We start from the raw sequence: 14,337 nt of genomic DNA on the forward strand, positions 1-14,337 counted from the left end.
TCGAGTCTCCGATCCCCGCGGTCACTTTGCGTGGTTCTTCCACGGGACCAGCTTTCGTCCCGCGAAGTCGACGATGAAGAACAACGCCAGGGCGATGGCGGCGAGCACGATGAAGGCCGCGAACATCGACGGGAGGTCGACCTGGCTGTTGGCGAGGAGGATGACATATCCCAACCCCTTTGAGCCGGCGATGAACTCACCGACGACCGCCCCACCCACAGCGAGTGAAATGGAGATCTTCGCTCCGGAGAAGATCGACGGGATCGCGTAGATGAAATCGATCTTCGTCATCTTCTTCCACGGCGATGCCTTGTTGATCCGTGCGAGTTCTTGCAGTTCGTGGGGTACCGAACTCAGACCGTCATAGGTGTTGATCACCAGGGGGAAGAATGCGATGGCCATCGCGACGAACGCCTTCGACTCGAAGCCGAACCCGAACCACACGATGAACAGCGGCGCGAGCGCCACCTTGGGGATGGTGTCGATCGCGATGAGTGCGGGGTAGAGGAAACTGCGCACGGTCGGCGAGTAATGCAGCACCGCGCCGCACAGAACCCCGAGCGCGGTGCCGAGCGCGAACCCGGCAAGCGCCTCCTGCAACGTGACCCAGGTGTTGATCGCGAAGTAGTCGGGCCGCTTGATCAGCTCGTCGAAGGCCGAGATCGGCCCGACGGCCAGGTATTCCGGCGGGCTGAAGATGATCACCACCAGTTGCCACACGACGAAGAGGCCGATGATTCCCGCGACCGCCTTCGCACCAACCGCGATCGAGTCACGGCTGAACATTCTCGGCTTGGATCTCACCGGTCCACCGAGCGCCGCCTCGGGCGGGGGCTGACGCAGGCTGTCCGAGCCGACTTCACTGACTTCAGGAGAGGCCATGGCGGAACCCCCCGTCGAAGGGCACGCCGTGCGCGGACAGGGCCACAGCTACCGGGTGGGGGTACGGGCGCCAACAGGAGCCTGCGGCGGGGAGCGGCGACGCGGCCGGTATCCGGCGCGGCGAGGGGGGCGGCGAGAGCCATCGCGGTGTCATTACGTCCTCACAACATTGGAAGGGTTGCCACTGGGCAGTCGCGGGCATGGCCGGCGGGGCCGGACCTCGGCCAGGTGGATATCGCCTCACCCGGCCGACCGGTCAGTCGGCGCTGTCGACGGCGAGCGCGTCTCGACTGGGTTCACCGTCGAGTCGGCGCCACACACCAAGCGGATTTTCGTCACGAACCTCAGCAGGCAACAGCGCGGTCGGCACGTCCTGATAGGCTACGGGCCGCAGGAAACGCTCGATCGCGAGCGTTCCGACGGAAGTACTTCGAGGGTCTGTCGTGGCCGGGAACGGTCCACCATGCACCATCGCATGTCCGACCTCCACCCCGGTGGGCCAGCCGTCGAACAGGATCCGGCCCGCTCGCTCCTCCAGGAGCGGCAGCAGCCTCGCGGCGAGTAGGTGATCGGCCTCATCGGCGTGCACGGTCGCGGTGAGCTGACCTTCCAACGTCTCCACAGCCGCGGTCAGCTCTGCGGTGTCCGCGCAGCGGACGAGCAGCGATGTCGCGCCGAAGACCTCGGCCTGTAGCGCCGGATCGGCGGCGAACCGAGCACCGTCGACGGTCAGCAGCCGGGCACGGCCACACGCCGCACTGTCGGGTCGGCTGCCACGTGCGAACTCATCGACGCCGTCCCGGGCCGCGAGGGCGTCACCGGCGGCGGCGTAGTGATCGGCGATGCCCGTGGTGAGCATGGTGGCTCCGGCGTCGGCGGCGACGGCGTCGGCCGCGGCCTTCGTGAACGCCTCGAGGCCCGGTCCTTCGATGGCAAGCACCAGACCGGGGTTGGTGCAGAACTGCCCGGCGCCGAGCGACAGCGATCCGGCGAACGCGGCGCCCAGCTCGGCGCCGCGGGATTCGAGCGCCGCGGGTAGCAGCAGCACGGGATTGATGCTGCTCATCTCCGCGTACACCGGGATCGGCACCGGCCGATCCGCCGCCATGGCCGCGATCGCCAGCCCGCCTTCGCGGGACCCGGTGAAACCCACGGCACGGATCCTCGGATCTCTGACGAGTCGGGCACCTACATCGGCCCCACCGCCGACGAGCTGGGAAAACACTCCCTCGGGCATGCCCGTGTCAGCCGCTGCCTCGGCGATCGTCCGCGCCACCAGCTCCGCGGTACCCAGATGCGCCTGATGCGCCTTGACGACCACCGGGCACCCGGCGGCCAGCGCCGATGCCGTGTCGCCCCCGGCGGTGGAGAAGGCCAGGGGGAAGTTGCTCGCGCCGAACACCGCGACCGGACCGAGCGCGATCCGGCGCTGCCGGATATCGGCGCGCGGGAGCGGTTCGCGGTTGAGCCGTGCCGGATCAATGCGGGCACCCTGCCAGGTCCCCGCCCGCAGCTCCGCGGCGAACAGGCGCAGCTGACCGCTGGTACGGCCGACTTCGCCGGTGAGTCTCGGACGAGGCAGCGCGGTCTCGATGTGGGCCCGCTCAACCAGTGAATCCCGCCGCTCGTCGAGCAGATCGGCGATGCGCTCGAGGAATTCGGCACGCCGCTCGGCAGCGGTCGCCCGAAAAGACGGAAAAGCCTGCTTTGCCAGAGCACAAGCCCGCTCAACGTGGTCGACGGACGCCGCGTGGTAGTCAGGATCGAGAGCCGCGCCGGTACGGGGATCGACGGACCGGATCTCCTCACCCGTGCCGATGACGGGTTCGGCTCCGATGACCATGACGCCGGTAGGGCTGGTCTGAGGGTGAGCGGACACGAGTGGCTCCTTGCGCTTCATCGGGCTGGTGGCGTCAGGCGATGGCAGTACGTGACGCCTCGATGACATCGGCCAACAGTTCACGTTCGGCATCGTCCAGATCGGTCAGCGGCGGCCGCACCGGACCGGCCGGATGTCCAGCCAGATCCATACCGGCCTTGACGATGCTCACCGCGTAGCCCGCCTTGCGGTCACGAATCGTGGTGTAGGGCAGCACGACATCACCGAGCAGTCGGCGCACCTTCGTCCGGTCCCCCGCTCGCACCGCGCTGTAGAAAGTCAGGGCGAACTCGGGCAGGAAGTTGAAGATCGCCGAACTGTAGGTCGTGACACCCAACTCCATGTACGGCAGCGCCAACGTCTCCGCCGTCGGCAGCCCGCCGATGTAGACCAAGCGGTCGCCGAGATGCGAGTGGATCCGCGTGATCTCCTCCAGATCACCGACACCGTCCTTGAATCCGATCAGATTCGGGCAGGTGTCAGCTAGCGTGGCCACCGTGTCGGCTGTATACACGGCATTCGCACGGCTGTAAAGCACCACGCCCAGAGAAGTGGAATCGCAGACCGCGCGCACATGAGCGGTGAGGCCGTCCGCGGATGCCTCGGTGAGGTAGGGCGGGAACAGCAGCAGGCCGTCGGCGCCCGCTGCCTCGGCTTCGCAGGCCAGCTCGACCGCTTGCGCGGTGCCGTGTCCGGCCGGAGCGAGGATCGGGGTGCCCTTGGGTGCACTGCCGACAGCGGCTCGGACCACGGTGCCGACTTCCTGCGGGGTCAGGGAGAAGAACTCCCCCGTCCCGCCGGCGGCGAACAGACCGGCGATCTCGTACTGGCCCAGGCGGACGATGTTCTCCCGGTAGGCGGGCTCGTCGAACGCCAGGTCACGGGAGAAGTGGGTGACGGGAAACGACAGCAGCCCGGAGCCGAGGCGCTCGGCAAGCTCGGTCGGGGTAAAGGCGGGCATTAACGTTTCCTCTCGGAGGTGCGGGACAGTGACTGCGAGAACCATAAGAATCAAAACGATGCACGTCCAACACTCTTTCAGGATCAATCGATACCTATAATGGATCGATGTTTACACTGAGCCAGCTTGAAAGCTTCGTCGCGGTCGCCGAGACACTGCACTACGGCCGCGCGGCGGAACGGCTGTCGATGACCCAGCCCCCTCTGTCCCGGCGGATCCAGCTACTGGAGCGCGAGCTGGACGTCGAGCTGTTCGACCGGATCGGTCGCTCCGTCCGGCTCACCGCGGCCGGACAAGCGTTCCTGAGCGACGCCCGGCGCATTCTCGGGCTGTCCGAGCAGGCGGCGCTGTCGGTGCGCCGGGTACCCGCAGGCGAGATAGGGACAGTGGCACTGGGTTTCACAGCATCGTCAGCGCACTCGGTGCTCGACGCCATCGTCGGCCGCATCCACACCCAACTGCCGGGCGTCGATCTGGTGCTGCGCGAACGGGTGTCGGCAACACAGATGGAGGAGCTGCGCTCCGGGGAGCTGGACCTGGGTCTCGTCCGTCCCCCGGTCCCCGGCACCGGGCTCGAGCACTGCCCGCTGCACCGGGAGGCCTTGCTGGCCGCCATCCCGGCCGGGCACCCGCTGGCCGCGCCGGACCGGGTGCCACACGTGCGCGACCTCGATGGCGAGCCGTTCGTGATGTACTCACCGGCCGAGGCCCGCTACTTCTACGAGGTGCTGGTCGGCGTCTTCCGCGGTGCCGGGATCATGCCCCGGTACGTACACCACCTCAGCCAGGTGCACACGATCCTGGCGCTGGTGCGAGCCGGGTTGGGGCTCGCGCTGGTGCCCCGGGCGGCCGAGACACTCGGGCTGGACGGCGTCGTGCTGCGCCCGGTAACCGGGGTCGAGGGCGAGCCAGTCGAACTCGTCGCCGCCTGGCGGGCGAACGACGATAGCCCAGCCCTGCACGCCATCCGGGATCTGGTGATCGACATGGCAGGCCGAGGCTTCTCCTGACATCTGCGTTCGCTGGGCGGCTATCGACGCCGCTCGGCCCACTTAGGGCGTGCAGATCATTAACTCGCAGCTTCCTGCTCTGTGCCTCGTTGGTCTGCTATGAGCATTGGAACGGAGCAACCGGCCGTGCTGGCGGGGAAGTTCGAGACGATCTTGCCGCATCTCGATGAACGTCAGCGTCGTCTGCTGCTGGGAGCGGAGGCGCGATCGATCGGTCACGGCGGGATCCGGCTGGTCGCGCAGGCCGCCGGTATGCGGCAGGCGACCGTCTCGTCTCGCTGGGGGTGCGCGAGCTGGAGTCCGGTGAACCGCCGCTGGGACGCACCAGGCGGCCGGGCGGCGGCCGCAAACGGGTCGTGGATCTGGATCCCGGTCCGCGTGATGCGTTGCTGGCGCTGGTGGAGCCGGACGTGCGTGGGGACCCGATGTCGCCGCTGCCCTGGACGACGAAGTCGACGCGGCACCTGGCAGCCGAGCTGACTCGGCAGGGCCACCCAACGCTGGCACGTAGAGCGCGCCCACGCCTGGCAGAACGCCTTCTACCGGCTCGCACGCTGCTACGAACGCCGCACCAGCGTCATCAACGGCTACTTCGACCTCACGGACGCCGTCATCACCGTGCGTAGCACCATCCGCCGCGCCTGGACCACCCGCCGCTGGGACGACCGCCCCACCCGACGACCATGAGCCCACACCTATCTGCGCGAGCTTTAGCGACGCAGAGATGACCTAGCGGCCGAGGGCCTGTCGCACGGTCAGGTTGTGGTACTTCCGCAGCCGGTACAGTTCCCAGCACGACAACACCGTCACCGACACCGGAGCGCCGAGCAGGAACACGATCCGGGCAAGGACGGGAACCTCGGTGTTCTCGTTGTTGATCACGTCGAGGGCGGCCATCACCCACACCAGCAAGGTGGCGAGGATCGGCGGCAGCACCGGGTGGATGTCGGCGGTGCGGAACACGTGCATGAGGCAGAGCGCGATCCCGTACAGGGCGAAGCCCAGCGACCACGCGCAGAGGGTGATGAGGACGACCATGCCGGGGGTCCCGATGGCGTCACGGAAGCCGGCGGTCTCCGGGTCGGGCGCGACGGCGAGGGGGAACGTGGACATGGCCCCCATCAGAGCCGCCACCGCCCCGAAGGACTTCAGGGACCGACGCAGGTAGAGCCCGCGCAGCGCATCCTGCGCGGCGAACGCGAACAGGGCGATCACGAGCGGGAAGGCGCACACGAGGACGAGTGTGCTGATCCAGCTCTGGTTGAACTTGTCGCCCGCGACGGTCTCGACGCCCTTGGCGGTGTCGACCGGCTTGTACGACATGACCAGCACGAGCCAGGCGGCGATGCCGAGCCCAGTCCGCCACATCTGGATCTTGCGTATCATCAGGTCCTCGACGGCGTCCGGGCGCGAGGGGCGGAAGGCCCGCTGGGCGGCGTAGAACGGGTTGTAGACGCACTTGAGGATCCGCTGCCTGCGCGTCAGCGGCGGCCGGGGCGGGCGCGGGAACGGCGGCTGCGGGCCACCGCCGTGCGGATGCCCCGGGTACCCCTGCGGCGGCACGGGCGCGGGCTGCGGCGGGTAGGGACCCACGCCGGGACCGCCGGGGTACGGGGGGTGTCCGGCCCCGGGGTAGGGCTGATGGCCGGGACCTGGGCCCGGCTGTCCACCGGGACCGGGTCCGGGTCCGGGTCCGGGTCCGGGTCCGCCCGTCGGACCCCAGTAACCATTGCCGTTCGTACTCATGCCGTGCTCCCCCGATGTTTCGATCTGTGCCGTGCGCGGCGCGGCTCGAACCGCCCGCTCAGCGTGCGGCGTGACCCTACCCATCGCGGAGGCCGAGAAGTGCACGTTCCGGGACCGGGCCGGGCACCGGAGGGTAACGACCTGGGGTGCGATAGAGAGCGGCAGCGTTCTTCTGGCAGACCTGATCGCCCTACCCTGTTCGCCATGAATCGGGTAACGCTCTTTGTGCTCCTCGCGGTCGCGGCGTTCTTCAGTTCGGGAGCCCTCATCCAGGTCCAGGGTCGGGGCGAGTAGTGGCGAGTCATGGCAGTTCGCTCCGGCCAGGACCCGGCCCAGCGGGGTTCCGTAACCGTCCGTCATTCCAGAGCGTTTGAGATCCGGTCGCTGATCCGCGGTCGGTGGCAGCCCAGTGGGTGGGCCGGATCGTAGACCGGCCGCTGGGGCAGCAGCGCCGCGAATTGGTCCCAGAGGAGTTCGGTCGACCATGATGGCAGTGCAGGCACAGGTCTCCCGGTGATCACAGAGCGCCGCAACTCCATGATCACTAAGCCCTGTGCCTCCTCCACTCCCGAGTGCCCACCGCGCCTATCTGCGCAAGCTCCAACCCTCAGGATTTCTGGCGCAGCACACTAGCACGGTCATCGCAGGAACGGCCTGGACGGCTTCCTCCCAGACCGTGCATCCGGCACGGCACGTCAATAATTAACTTCACCAATCCATCTGACGTTACTTATTGACGTGCGGTGTCTACCTTCCGATACTCGACACCGCACACACCAAGTTCACCGGCGTCCCCAGTGGCCTCTCAGCTGCCCATGCCCCGAAGCTTCCTCCCACCAAGAGTCTGACGTCGGCCACCTGCATGGGCATGCCACCACCCAGTCCCGGAAAGAGCGGAGTTCACACCATGAACCTATCCCGACGTCATCTGCTCGCCGCCGGATCGGCCGTGGGTGCGCTGGCGGCCGCAGGCGCCTCCGCCGCTGCACCGGCAGCAGCGGCGAAGGGCGGCCGGCAGTTGCGCACCGGCTTCCAGCGCCTCTCCGAGGACGGCTACGCGCTGCTTAGCGGCCAGAAGGTGGGGGTGGTGACCAACCCAACGGGCGTCACCGAGGACGTCCGCCACATCGTTGACGTGATGAAAGCGGACGAACGCGTCGACCTGGTGGCTGTCTTCGGGCCCGAACACGGCTTCCGTGGGACCGCTCAGGCGGGCGGCTCCGAGGGCCGATACGACGATCCGGCGACGGGTCTACCGGTGTACGACATCTACCTCATGAGCGGCCAACCGCTGGCGGACGTCTTCATTGCTTCCGGCGTGGACACGATAGTTTTCGATATCCAGGACGTCGGTGCGCGCTTCTACACGTACATCTGGACGCTCTACGACTGCATGGAGGCAGCACAACGCGCGGGCAAGAAGGTCGTGGTCCTGGACCGGCCCAACCCTGTGTCGGGCCGTAGGGCGCTGGGGCCGGTGCTACATAGCGAATTCGCGTCGTTCGTCGGTCGGAAGCCCATCGCCCAGGCGCACGGCATGACAGTCGCGGAACTGGCGCAGCTGTTCAACGCCGAGTTCCTGAAGGCGCCCGTACCCCTGGAGACGGTCCGGATGACGGGGTGGCGTCGCTCCGATTTCTACGATGCCTCCGCTCTTCAGTGGGTTCCGCCGAGCCCCAACATGCCCACGCTCGACACTGCCCTCGTCTACCCCGGGACATGTCTGTTCGAGGGCACCAACCTTTCCGAGGGGCGCGGCACGACTCGCCCCTTCGAACTGCTGGGTGCCAAGGGCATCGACGCACGATGGGCCGAGGCCGCTAACGCCCTCGGCCTGCCGGGAGTCATGTTCCGCGAAACCTACTTCACTCCCACCTTCTCCAAGTTCCAGGGTCAAACCATCGGTGGCTTGCAGATCCACGTCCGTGATCGCACCCTGTACGACCCCGTGTACACCGGTGTGGCGCTGCTGGTGACCGTGAAGCGCCTGTGGAGCGACTTCGCCTGGCGTGCCGACAACGCCATCGACAGGTTGACGGGCAGCACACGGGTTCGGACGATGGTCGATGCGGGAGCCGGAGCGGACGAGGTCGCAGCAGCCTGGCAGGACGAACTCGCAGCGTTCCGCGAGGTGCGCGCCCACTACCTCCTTTACCGCTGACACGATCCGCATGCTTCTGGCCGCACACTCCAGCTGTCACGTGGTAGCACGACCACAGGGGCGGCCTGCGGAACGAAAACCGTCAGTCCGATGCCCCAGCTCCGACCGGCCAGTTGTTGTCAGGCGTATTTCCCCCGGCGGCAACTCATCCGACATACCGCCGACTCGATCGGCGTGTGTCTGTGATCCAGCGCCATGCCGACGCGAGTCTTTGAAACAGGTCGGGCTGAGCCGTGGTCTCGGGATCGCCCCGGTGGCCTGACGTCGGACCCCCGGTCTCGATTCGCGCGATCGGGGGCCCGACGGGAGGAGTCAGCGGGACGCGTAAGCTCGCGGGCTGGTGATCGTGAATGGCGTGGGACGGGTCAAGGGAACCGCGATACAGCCGGCCAGCTCATGCTCGGGCAGTGAGGCAGGTCCCTGTGGACGGGACTTGCGGGGCGCGCGGCATGCGCACAGGGGACGGCGCGAGAACTACTCCCGGGCACCCACGTCCGGACAGCGAGGGGCAATGCCGCCAGGCTACCCGAGCTCAGGCTGCCCACCCCGCTTCGTCCCTGCGTTCCAGAGCGGGGTGGGATCAGGCAGTGGCCTCGTCGAGGAGTTCGAGTACGTGCCGGTAAGGGCGGCCCGTGGCACGGGTCATGCCCATTTCGCAGGTTCGGTTGCAGGAGGCGTAGGCGTCGTAGGTCCGGCCGGTGATCTCCTTGGCTTGCACGGCTGTGGCACTCGCGGTGATTTCCGGGTGCAGTAGGCCGCGGTCGCCGGCGAAGGCGCGGCAGCCCCAGTTGTCGGGGACGGTGACCTCGTCGCTCACGGCCGCGGCCACGGTGTGCAGGGCATTGTCGATGCCCAGGTGCACCGTGGAGCAGGTGGGGTGAAGGGCCAGGCGGGCGAGGCGGCGCGGCTGTGGCAGCGCAGGCAGCAAGTGCTCGGCGGTGAAGGCGACGCTGTCGACGAAATCGAGCGATGTGAAGCGGGCGTGGTCGGGCTCCGGGAGAGCGTCGGCCAGTTGCTGCAGGCCGTGGGTGCAGGAGGAGGCGTCGCAGACCACGGGCAGTCGGCCGTGGTCGCTGGCCTCCCACAGCGCCTGCAGGGTGCGAGCGGCCATGGTGCGGTGGCCGGTGGTGTAGCCCTTGGAGTGCCAGGAGTGCCGCAGCACAGGCTGGCAATTCGCCGGGTACGGCGACGGGAACGCCCGCCCGTTGGCACAACCGCAGGAAGGCGGCCGCTGAACCTGTCGCACCTTCGGGGTTCTCCTCGGGGGCGAAGATGCTGCCGATGCAAGCGGCGAAGAACACCGCACGCGGCTCGGCCGTGCGTCGGGCAGCGGGACGGGTGGGGCCGCCGCGGGGGATGTCGTCAGCCCAGAGCGGGACCAGCTCCCCCGCTCCCAGCTGGCGGACCGCCCCCGTGGCGGCGCGCAGGACTGGCAGTGGCTGCGGACGTCGACGAGGACGCCCTCGCCCTCGCCTGTCCCGCCAGGCTGGTGCCACCCGAGCGCAGGGTGAGGGGCAGCCCAGCGGCTTGGGCTCCGGCCATCAGGGCGCCGACCTCGGCCGCGGACGCCGCGCGCACGACGGCGCGCGGCGTGAACAGGTACGGCGAGGCGTCGTGTGCCGCCGCGAGTCTGCGGGGCACGTCGGTCGTCACTCTGGCCGGGTCGCTGACGCACGCCGCCAGGAGCCTGGTCAGGCGGGTGTCCTCTTCGGCTGTGGGTGACTCGGCGGAACGTGCGGTGGACGGGCTCATGGGTCCTCGGTGCCGGGGCGGGAGGTCAGGGCATGAGGCGGGGCGGGAGGTCAGGGCGTGATGCGCAGAAGGCGGGGCGACTGTGCGGCGGGGGCGGGCAGGCGCAGCGGCGACAGGCCGGGGGTGATGCTGCCGAGCAGCGTGGCCCGGCGGGCGCCGGTGCCGGACGGGAGGGCCCCGGGCAGCCCGTGGAAGGTGAGAAAGCCGAGAACGGCGAAGGCGAGCGCCTCCTTGGCCATCGACGGCAGGCCCAGGTCGTCGCTGGGACGCAAGGGCACGCCGGGCAGTTCTTCGGCGATCATGTCCATCAGCACCGGGTTGCGTGTACCGCCACCGGAGACCACGAGCTGCGTGACGTCATGGGCACGGCAGGCGTCCGCCACGGTGATGGCGGTCAGCCGGGTCAGGGTCGCCAGGACGTCCTCGACGCACGGCACGGGTACGGCGTCGAGGGCACGCTGGAGGTAGGGCAGATGGAAGTGCTCCTTGCCGGTGCTCTTCGGGGCGGGTCTGCGGTAGTAGGCGTCGTCAAGGAGGACCTTGAGCAGTTCGGGGCTCGTCCGGCCCGCGGCGGCCCTGTGTCCGTCCGCGTCGTAGGTCTCGGTGCCGTTGGTGAAGTGGTACACGGCCGCGTCCAGCAGTGCGTTGGCGGGGCCGGTGTCGAAGGCCAGCGGCTCGGCGCCGGGGGCGAGGACGGTGACGTTGGCGATGCCGCCGAGGTTGAGTGCGGCCGGGGTGCCTGGCAGGGCGGACAGCAGCAGGGCGTCGGTCATGGCGACCAGCGGTGCGCCCTGGCCACCGGCGGCGACGTCCCGGCTGCGCAGATCGGAGACGACCGGCAAGCCGGTCGCCTCGGCGATCCAGGCGGGCTGACCGAGCTGCAGCGTGCCGCGGACCGTGCCGTCCTCGACCCAGTGGTGCAGGGTCTGGCCGTGGCAGGCCACGAGGTCGGCTTCTGAGTCGCACAGTCCGTGCAGGGCGAGGACGGCGGCGTCGGCGAAGGCCTGGCCGATCTCGGTGTCCAGGGCGCAGACGGCCTGGATGGTCGTGGCGGCCGGTGGCAGTGCGGCGGCGATCAGCTCACGCAGGTCGGGCGTGTAGGGGACGGAGAGGTGCCCGAGGGGGTGCAGGAGGAGGTTGTCTCCGTCCAGGGTGAGGTCCGCGGCGGCGGCCTCGATAGCGTCGAACGAGGTGCCCGACATCAGGCCGATCACACGCACGACGCCTCCTGCCAGGTGGTGGGCCGCGGGGACGCGGTCGGCTGGGACTGGTGCATGGTGTCTCCGAAGGTGTCGCTGAAACAGAGGGGTGCGGGGCTGTGAGAGCCCCGCACCGGATGGCTGCGCGCCTCGTCACTCCTGACCGACGGTCGCCGCCGCGTGATGGGCTTGGCTGCCGTCGTCTTCCGCCGGGATGTCGGCATTCTCGGGCGCCCGGTGGAACAGACTGGTCACACCGCCCACGATCAGGGTGATGGCCACGCCGATGGGGACGAGCCATTGCGCGGCGATCGCGGTGGGCACGGTGGTGCCGGCCACGCTGACGTCGATCTTGACGCCGCGCACGATGTACGTCATGACACCGACCGTCACCAGGAACGCGATGACGGCGTCGACCTCGTTGGCGCGCCGGACGATCCGCCCGAGGAGGAACGCCCCCAGAAGCGCGCCGTAGGTGTAACCCGCGATCGTGAGGCCGGTGAGGTAGACGTTGCCGGTGCTGGTGCTGAAGGCGCAGGCGAAGAGCGCCATCAGCACCGCCCACACCAGGGTCATCAGCCGGGCGAGCTTGAGCAGGAATTCCTCGGAGGGCGGGGTGCGGAAGAAGCTGTGGACGATGTCGGCGACCGTTGAGTTCGACATGGAGTTCAGCGCCGAGGACAGAGAGCCCATGGCCGCACCGAGGATGCCGGCCACGAGCAGACCGGAGATCACCACGGGCAGCCCGTGCAGGATGAAGTCCGGGTACAGGTTGTCGGAGCTGGCCAGGCCCAGCTCCTTGAAGCTCTTGCCCTGGTTGTAGGACCACAGCAGCGCGCCGACGAGGGAGAACGCGGCGAACTGCAGGGTGACGAAGACACCGGAGGCGATCATGGCCTTCTGACCGTCGCGCAGCGAGTGGGTGGCCAGGACGCGCTGGACGATCAGCTGGTCGGAGCCGTGGCTGGCCATCGCGAAGATGGCTCCGCCGATGATCGCGGTGGGGAGAGCGAACGGGCTGGTGAGGATGTGCGCCAGGCCGAAGTCGGTGTCGAAGAGCCTGAAGTGGCCCGCGTCGAGCGCCTGCTGAACGCCCTCGCCGCCGACGTGACCGAGGAGCACGGCGATGGCAAGGAGGGCTCCGCCGAGGTACAGACCCATCTGGATGGCATCGGTCCAGATGACCGCCTTGATGCCGCCGAGGTAGGTGTAGACGACGGTGATCACCGTGAGCACGACGATGATGACGCGGTACCCCGCGTGCACGCCGAACTCGTCGAGCAACAGCTTGATCGGGATGGCGGAGGCGAACAGCCGGACGCCTTCGGCGAGGAGCCGGGTGAGGACGAAGGTCACCGATGCAAGCCCCTGCAGTTTCAGCCCGAACCTGCTCCCCAGGTACTGGTAGGCGCTCACGAACCCGCCACGCTTGTACAGCGGGATCAGCACGGTGGCCACGACGACCCGGCCGATGACGTAGCCCAGAGCCAGTTCGACGTTTCCGAAGCCCTGACCGCTGTAGGCGCCGCCGGGCACGCTGATGACGGTCAGCACGCTGGTCTCGGTGGCGACCACGGAGAACGAGACGGTCCACCAGGGCATGCGCCCTTCGCCGACGAAGTAGTCCTTCGCCGTCTTCTGCCGTCCGGCCAGTCGCAGTCCGATGACGGCGATCGCCACCAGGTAGACGACGATGACGACGAGGTCGAGTTGGCGCATGCTCACTCCTGAACAGCGGCCGCCGGTGCCGGCGGCTGGGTGGGGACGGTGGGTGTCGCCCGCTGTACTCGGACGACATGAGGTTCGTGTGACGCGGGCGGCTTCACCGCGAGCATGCGGGCGCCCTCCAGCGGCCGGCCCAGGGGGGGCCGCAGGTGAAGGGGACGCGGTGAGTCGGCGAGCGCCGAGCGCAGTGGCTCGAGAAGGGGTTCGCCGAGGCCGGTGAGCCCGCCGGTGACGGTGACATCCAGGTGCTGCCGGCCGCCGACGCGGTGGGCTGCGGCGCGCACGGTCGTGGCGAGGTGGCCGGCGGCCTGCCGAAGGATGTCGGCTGCCGCCGCGTCGCCGGCGTCGGCCGCGCGGGCCACGTCCGGGGCGAACGAGGCGGTGGTGCGGGCCGGGCTGCCGTCCCGGCCGATGGCCGAGGGCAGTCGGTCGGGGTCGCCGAATCGCTCGACGGCGGCGCGCAGCAGGACCGTGTCCGGTCCGCGCCCGTCGTGGGCACGCAGTGCGGCCCGCAGTCCGGCGGTTCCGATCCAGGCGCCGCTTCCCTCGTCGCCGAGCCAGGGGCCCCAGCCGTCGACGCGGGCGAAGGAGCCGTCGGCCCCGATGCCGACGGCGACACAACCAGTGCCGATGGCGAGCACCACACCGGGACGGCCGCCCAGGGCGCCCGCATGGGCGGTGACCGCGTCGCTGGTGACAGCCACCTCGTGGATGGGCAGGTCGTCCAGGAGATGAACGGCGAGGGCCCGTGCGGCCTGCGGATCGGTGGCGGCGCCCGCGGCGCCCACGCAGACCGTCGTCGGCTTCAGGGAGCGCTGCCGTTCGAGGAGCGGGAGGACAGCGGCGCATACGGCAGCACGTGCCGTCGCCACTCCGCCGCCGTCGGCGAGACCAGGAGCCCCGGCTACTTCGTGGACGTGTTGGGCGGGGTCGGTACCGGCGGTCCACAGCACGGCACGGCAGCCGGTCTTGCCCAGGTCCACCGCTACTGCTGCTGTCATGCGGAAAGCCTTCGCGTCGGT

10 protein-coding genes and 3 pseudogenes are annotated in these 14,337 nt (G+C 69.0%); 4 read left to right on the forward strand and 9 right to left on the reverse strand.

The window, feature by feature from the left end; translation table 11 throughout:
• Positions 1 to 21: 21 nt before the first annotated feature.
• The 3 genes from AS97_RS09855 to kdgD all read right to left on the reverse strand — a co-directional run bounded on the left by AS97_RS09855 (position 22) and on the right by kdgD (position 3,722).
• The gene (locus AS97_RS09855) at positions 22 to 882 is read right to left on the reverse strand and encodes an ABC transporter permease (protein WP_197049224.1); all 861 of its coding nucleotides are present in this window, start codon (positions 880 to 882) and stop codon (positions 22 to 24) included.
• A 256-nt stretch (positions 883 to 1,138) separates the two neighbouring features.
• Entirely contained in the window at positions 1,139 to 2,854 is a 1,716-nt protein-coding gene (locus AS97_RS09860) for an aldehyde dehydrogenase (NADP(+)) (protein ID WP_247204306.1), read from the reverse strand.
• The gene (kdgD, locus tag AS97_RS09865; RefSeq protein WP_210567179.1) at positions 2,796 to 3,722 is read right to left on the reverse strand and encodes a 5-dehydro-4-deoxyglucarate dehydratase; all 927 of its coding nucleotides are present in this window, start codon (positions 3,720 to 3,722) and stop codon (positions 2,796 to 2,798) included. Before kdgD ends, AS97_RS09860 begins: the two co-directional genes overlap by 59 nt.
• Before the next feature lie 107 nt (positions 3,723 to 3,829).
• Here kdgD and AS97_RS09870 point away from each other — a divergent pair, with 107 nt between their 5' ends.
• The 3 genes and pseudogenes from AS97_RS09870 to AS97_RS09880 all read left to right on the forward strand — a co-directional run.
• A complete protein-coding gene (locus tag AS97_RS09870; RefSeq protein WP_059147469.1) occupies positions 3,830 to 4,732 on the forward strand; it encodes a LysR substrate-binding domain-containing protein in 903 nt (300 codons plus the stop codon).
• Positions 4,733 to 4,831: 99 nt separating this feature from the next.
• Positions 4,832 to 5,226 (forward strand): annotated as a pseudogene (locus AS97_RS09875) (ISAzo13 family transposase); the annotation flags it as partial.
• Positions 5,219 to 5,419 (forward strand): annotated as a pseudogene (locus AS97_RS09880) (IS5/IS1182 family transposase); the annotation flags it as partial. The pseudogenes AS97_RS09875 and AS97_RS09880, both read left to right, overlap by 8 nt.
• 42 nt (positions 5,420 to 5,461) lie before the next feature.
• Here AS97_RS09880 and AS97_RS09885 read toward each other — a convergent pair.
• Together AS97_RS09885 and AS97_RS09890 are read right to left on the reverse strand one after the other, a co-directional pair.
• Positions 5,462 to 6,295, reverse strand: coding sequence for a hypothetical protein (locus tag AS97_RS09885; RefSeq protein WP_236670398.1), 834 nt, complete (start codon positions 6,293 to 6,295; stop codon positions 5,462 to 5,464).
• A gap of 456 nt (positions 6,296 to 6,751) precedes the next feature.
• Positions 6,752 to 6,981 (reverse strand): annotated as a pseudogene (locus AS97_RS09890) (IS5/IS1182 family transposase); the annotation flags it as partial.
• A gap of 404 nt (positions 6,982 to 7,385) precedes the next feature.
• Between AS97_RS09890 and AS97_RS09895 the strand changes: the two are divergent.
• Entirely contained in the window at positions 7,386 to 8,639 is a 1,254-nt protein-coding gene (locus tag AS97_RS09895; RefSeq protein ID WP_125761755.1) for a DUF1343 domain-containing protein, read from the forward strand.
• 580 nt (positions 8,640 to 9,219) lie between these two features.
• Here AS97_RS09895 and AS97_RS09900 read toward each other — a convergent pair.
• The 4 genes from AS97_RS09900 to AS97_RS09920 all read right to left on the reverse strand — a co-directional run bounded on the left by AS97_RS09900 (position 9,220) and on the right by AS97_RS09920 (position 14,316).
• Positions 9,220 to 9,801, reverse strand: coding sequence for a (Fe-S)-binding protein (locus AS97_RS09900; RefSeq protein ID WP_247204307.1), 582 nt, complete (start codon positions 9,799 to 9,801; stop codon positions 9,220 to 9,222).
• Between the two features lie 640 nt (positions 9,802 to 10,441).
• Positions 10,442 to 11,611: an anhydro-N-acetylmuramic acid kinase gene (locus AS97_RS09910; protein WP_210564721.1), complete on the reverse strand. Its 1,170-nt coding sequence runs from the start codon at positions 11,609 to 11,611 to the stop codon at positions 10,442 to 10,444.
• A gap of 132 nt (positions 11,612 to 11,743) precedes the next feature.
• A complete protein-coding gene (locus tag AS97_RS09915; RefSeq protein ID WP_086709525.1) occupies positions 11,744 to 13,309 on the reverse strand; it encodes a sodium:solute symporter in 1,566 nt (521 codons plus the stop codon).
• Positions 13,310 to 13,311: 2 nt separating this feature from the next.
• Positions 13,312 to 14,316 carry a BadF/BadG/BcrA/BcrD ATPase family protein gene (locus AS97_RS09920; protein ID WP_210564722.1) on the reverse strand — a complete coding sequence of 335 codons (1,005 nt, stop codon included), beginning with the start codon at positions 14,314 to 14,316 and terminating at the stop codon, positions 13,312 to 13,314.
• Positions 14,317 to 14,337 lie beyond the last annotated feature (21 nt).

It is taken from the genome of Streptomyces sp. AgN23, assembly GCF_001598115.1.
Lineage (GTDB): Bacteria > Actinomycetota > Actinomycetes > Streptomycetales > Streptomycetaceae > Streptomyces > Streptomyces antimycoticus.

Excerpts from the sequence above, each read along its gene's own strand:
- AS97_RS09855 (WP_197049224.1), bottom strand. The coding sequence starts at position 882 with ATGGCCTCTCCTGAAGTCAGTGAAGTCGGCTCGGACAGCCTGCGTCAG.
- AS97_RS09860 (WP_247204306.1), bottom strand. The coding sequence starts at position 2,854 with ATGCCGAACGTGAACTGTTGGCCGATGTCATCGAGGCGTCACGTACTG.
- kdgD (WP_210567179.1), bottom strand. The coding sequence starts at position 3,722 with ATGCCCGCCTTTACCCCGACCGAGCTTGCCGAGCGCCTCGGCTCCGGG.
- AS97_RS09870 (WP_059147469.1), top strand. The coding sequence starts at position 3,830 with ATGTTTACACTGAGCCAGCTTGAAAGCTTCGTCGCGGTCGCCGAGACA.
- AS97_RS09895 (WP_125761755.1), top strand. The coding sequence starts at position 7,386 with ATGAACCTATCCCGACGTCATCTGCTCGCCGCCGGATCGGCCGTGGGT.
- AS97_RS09915 (WP_086709525.1), bottom strand. The coding sequence starts at position 13,309 with ATGCGCCAACTCGACCTCGTCGTCATCGTCGTCTACCTGGTGGCGATC.
- AS97_RS09920 (WP_210564722.1), bottom strand. The coding sequence starts at position 14,316 with ATGACAGCAGCAGTAGCGGTGGACCTGGGCAAGACCGGCTGCCGTGCC.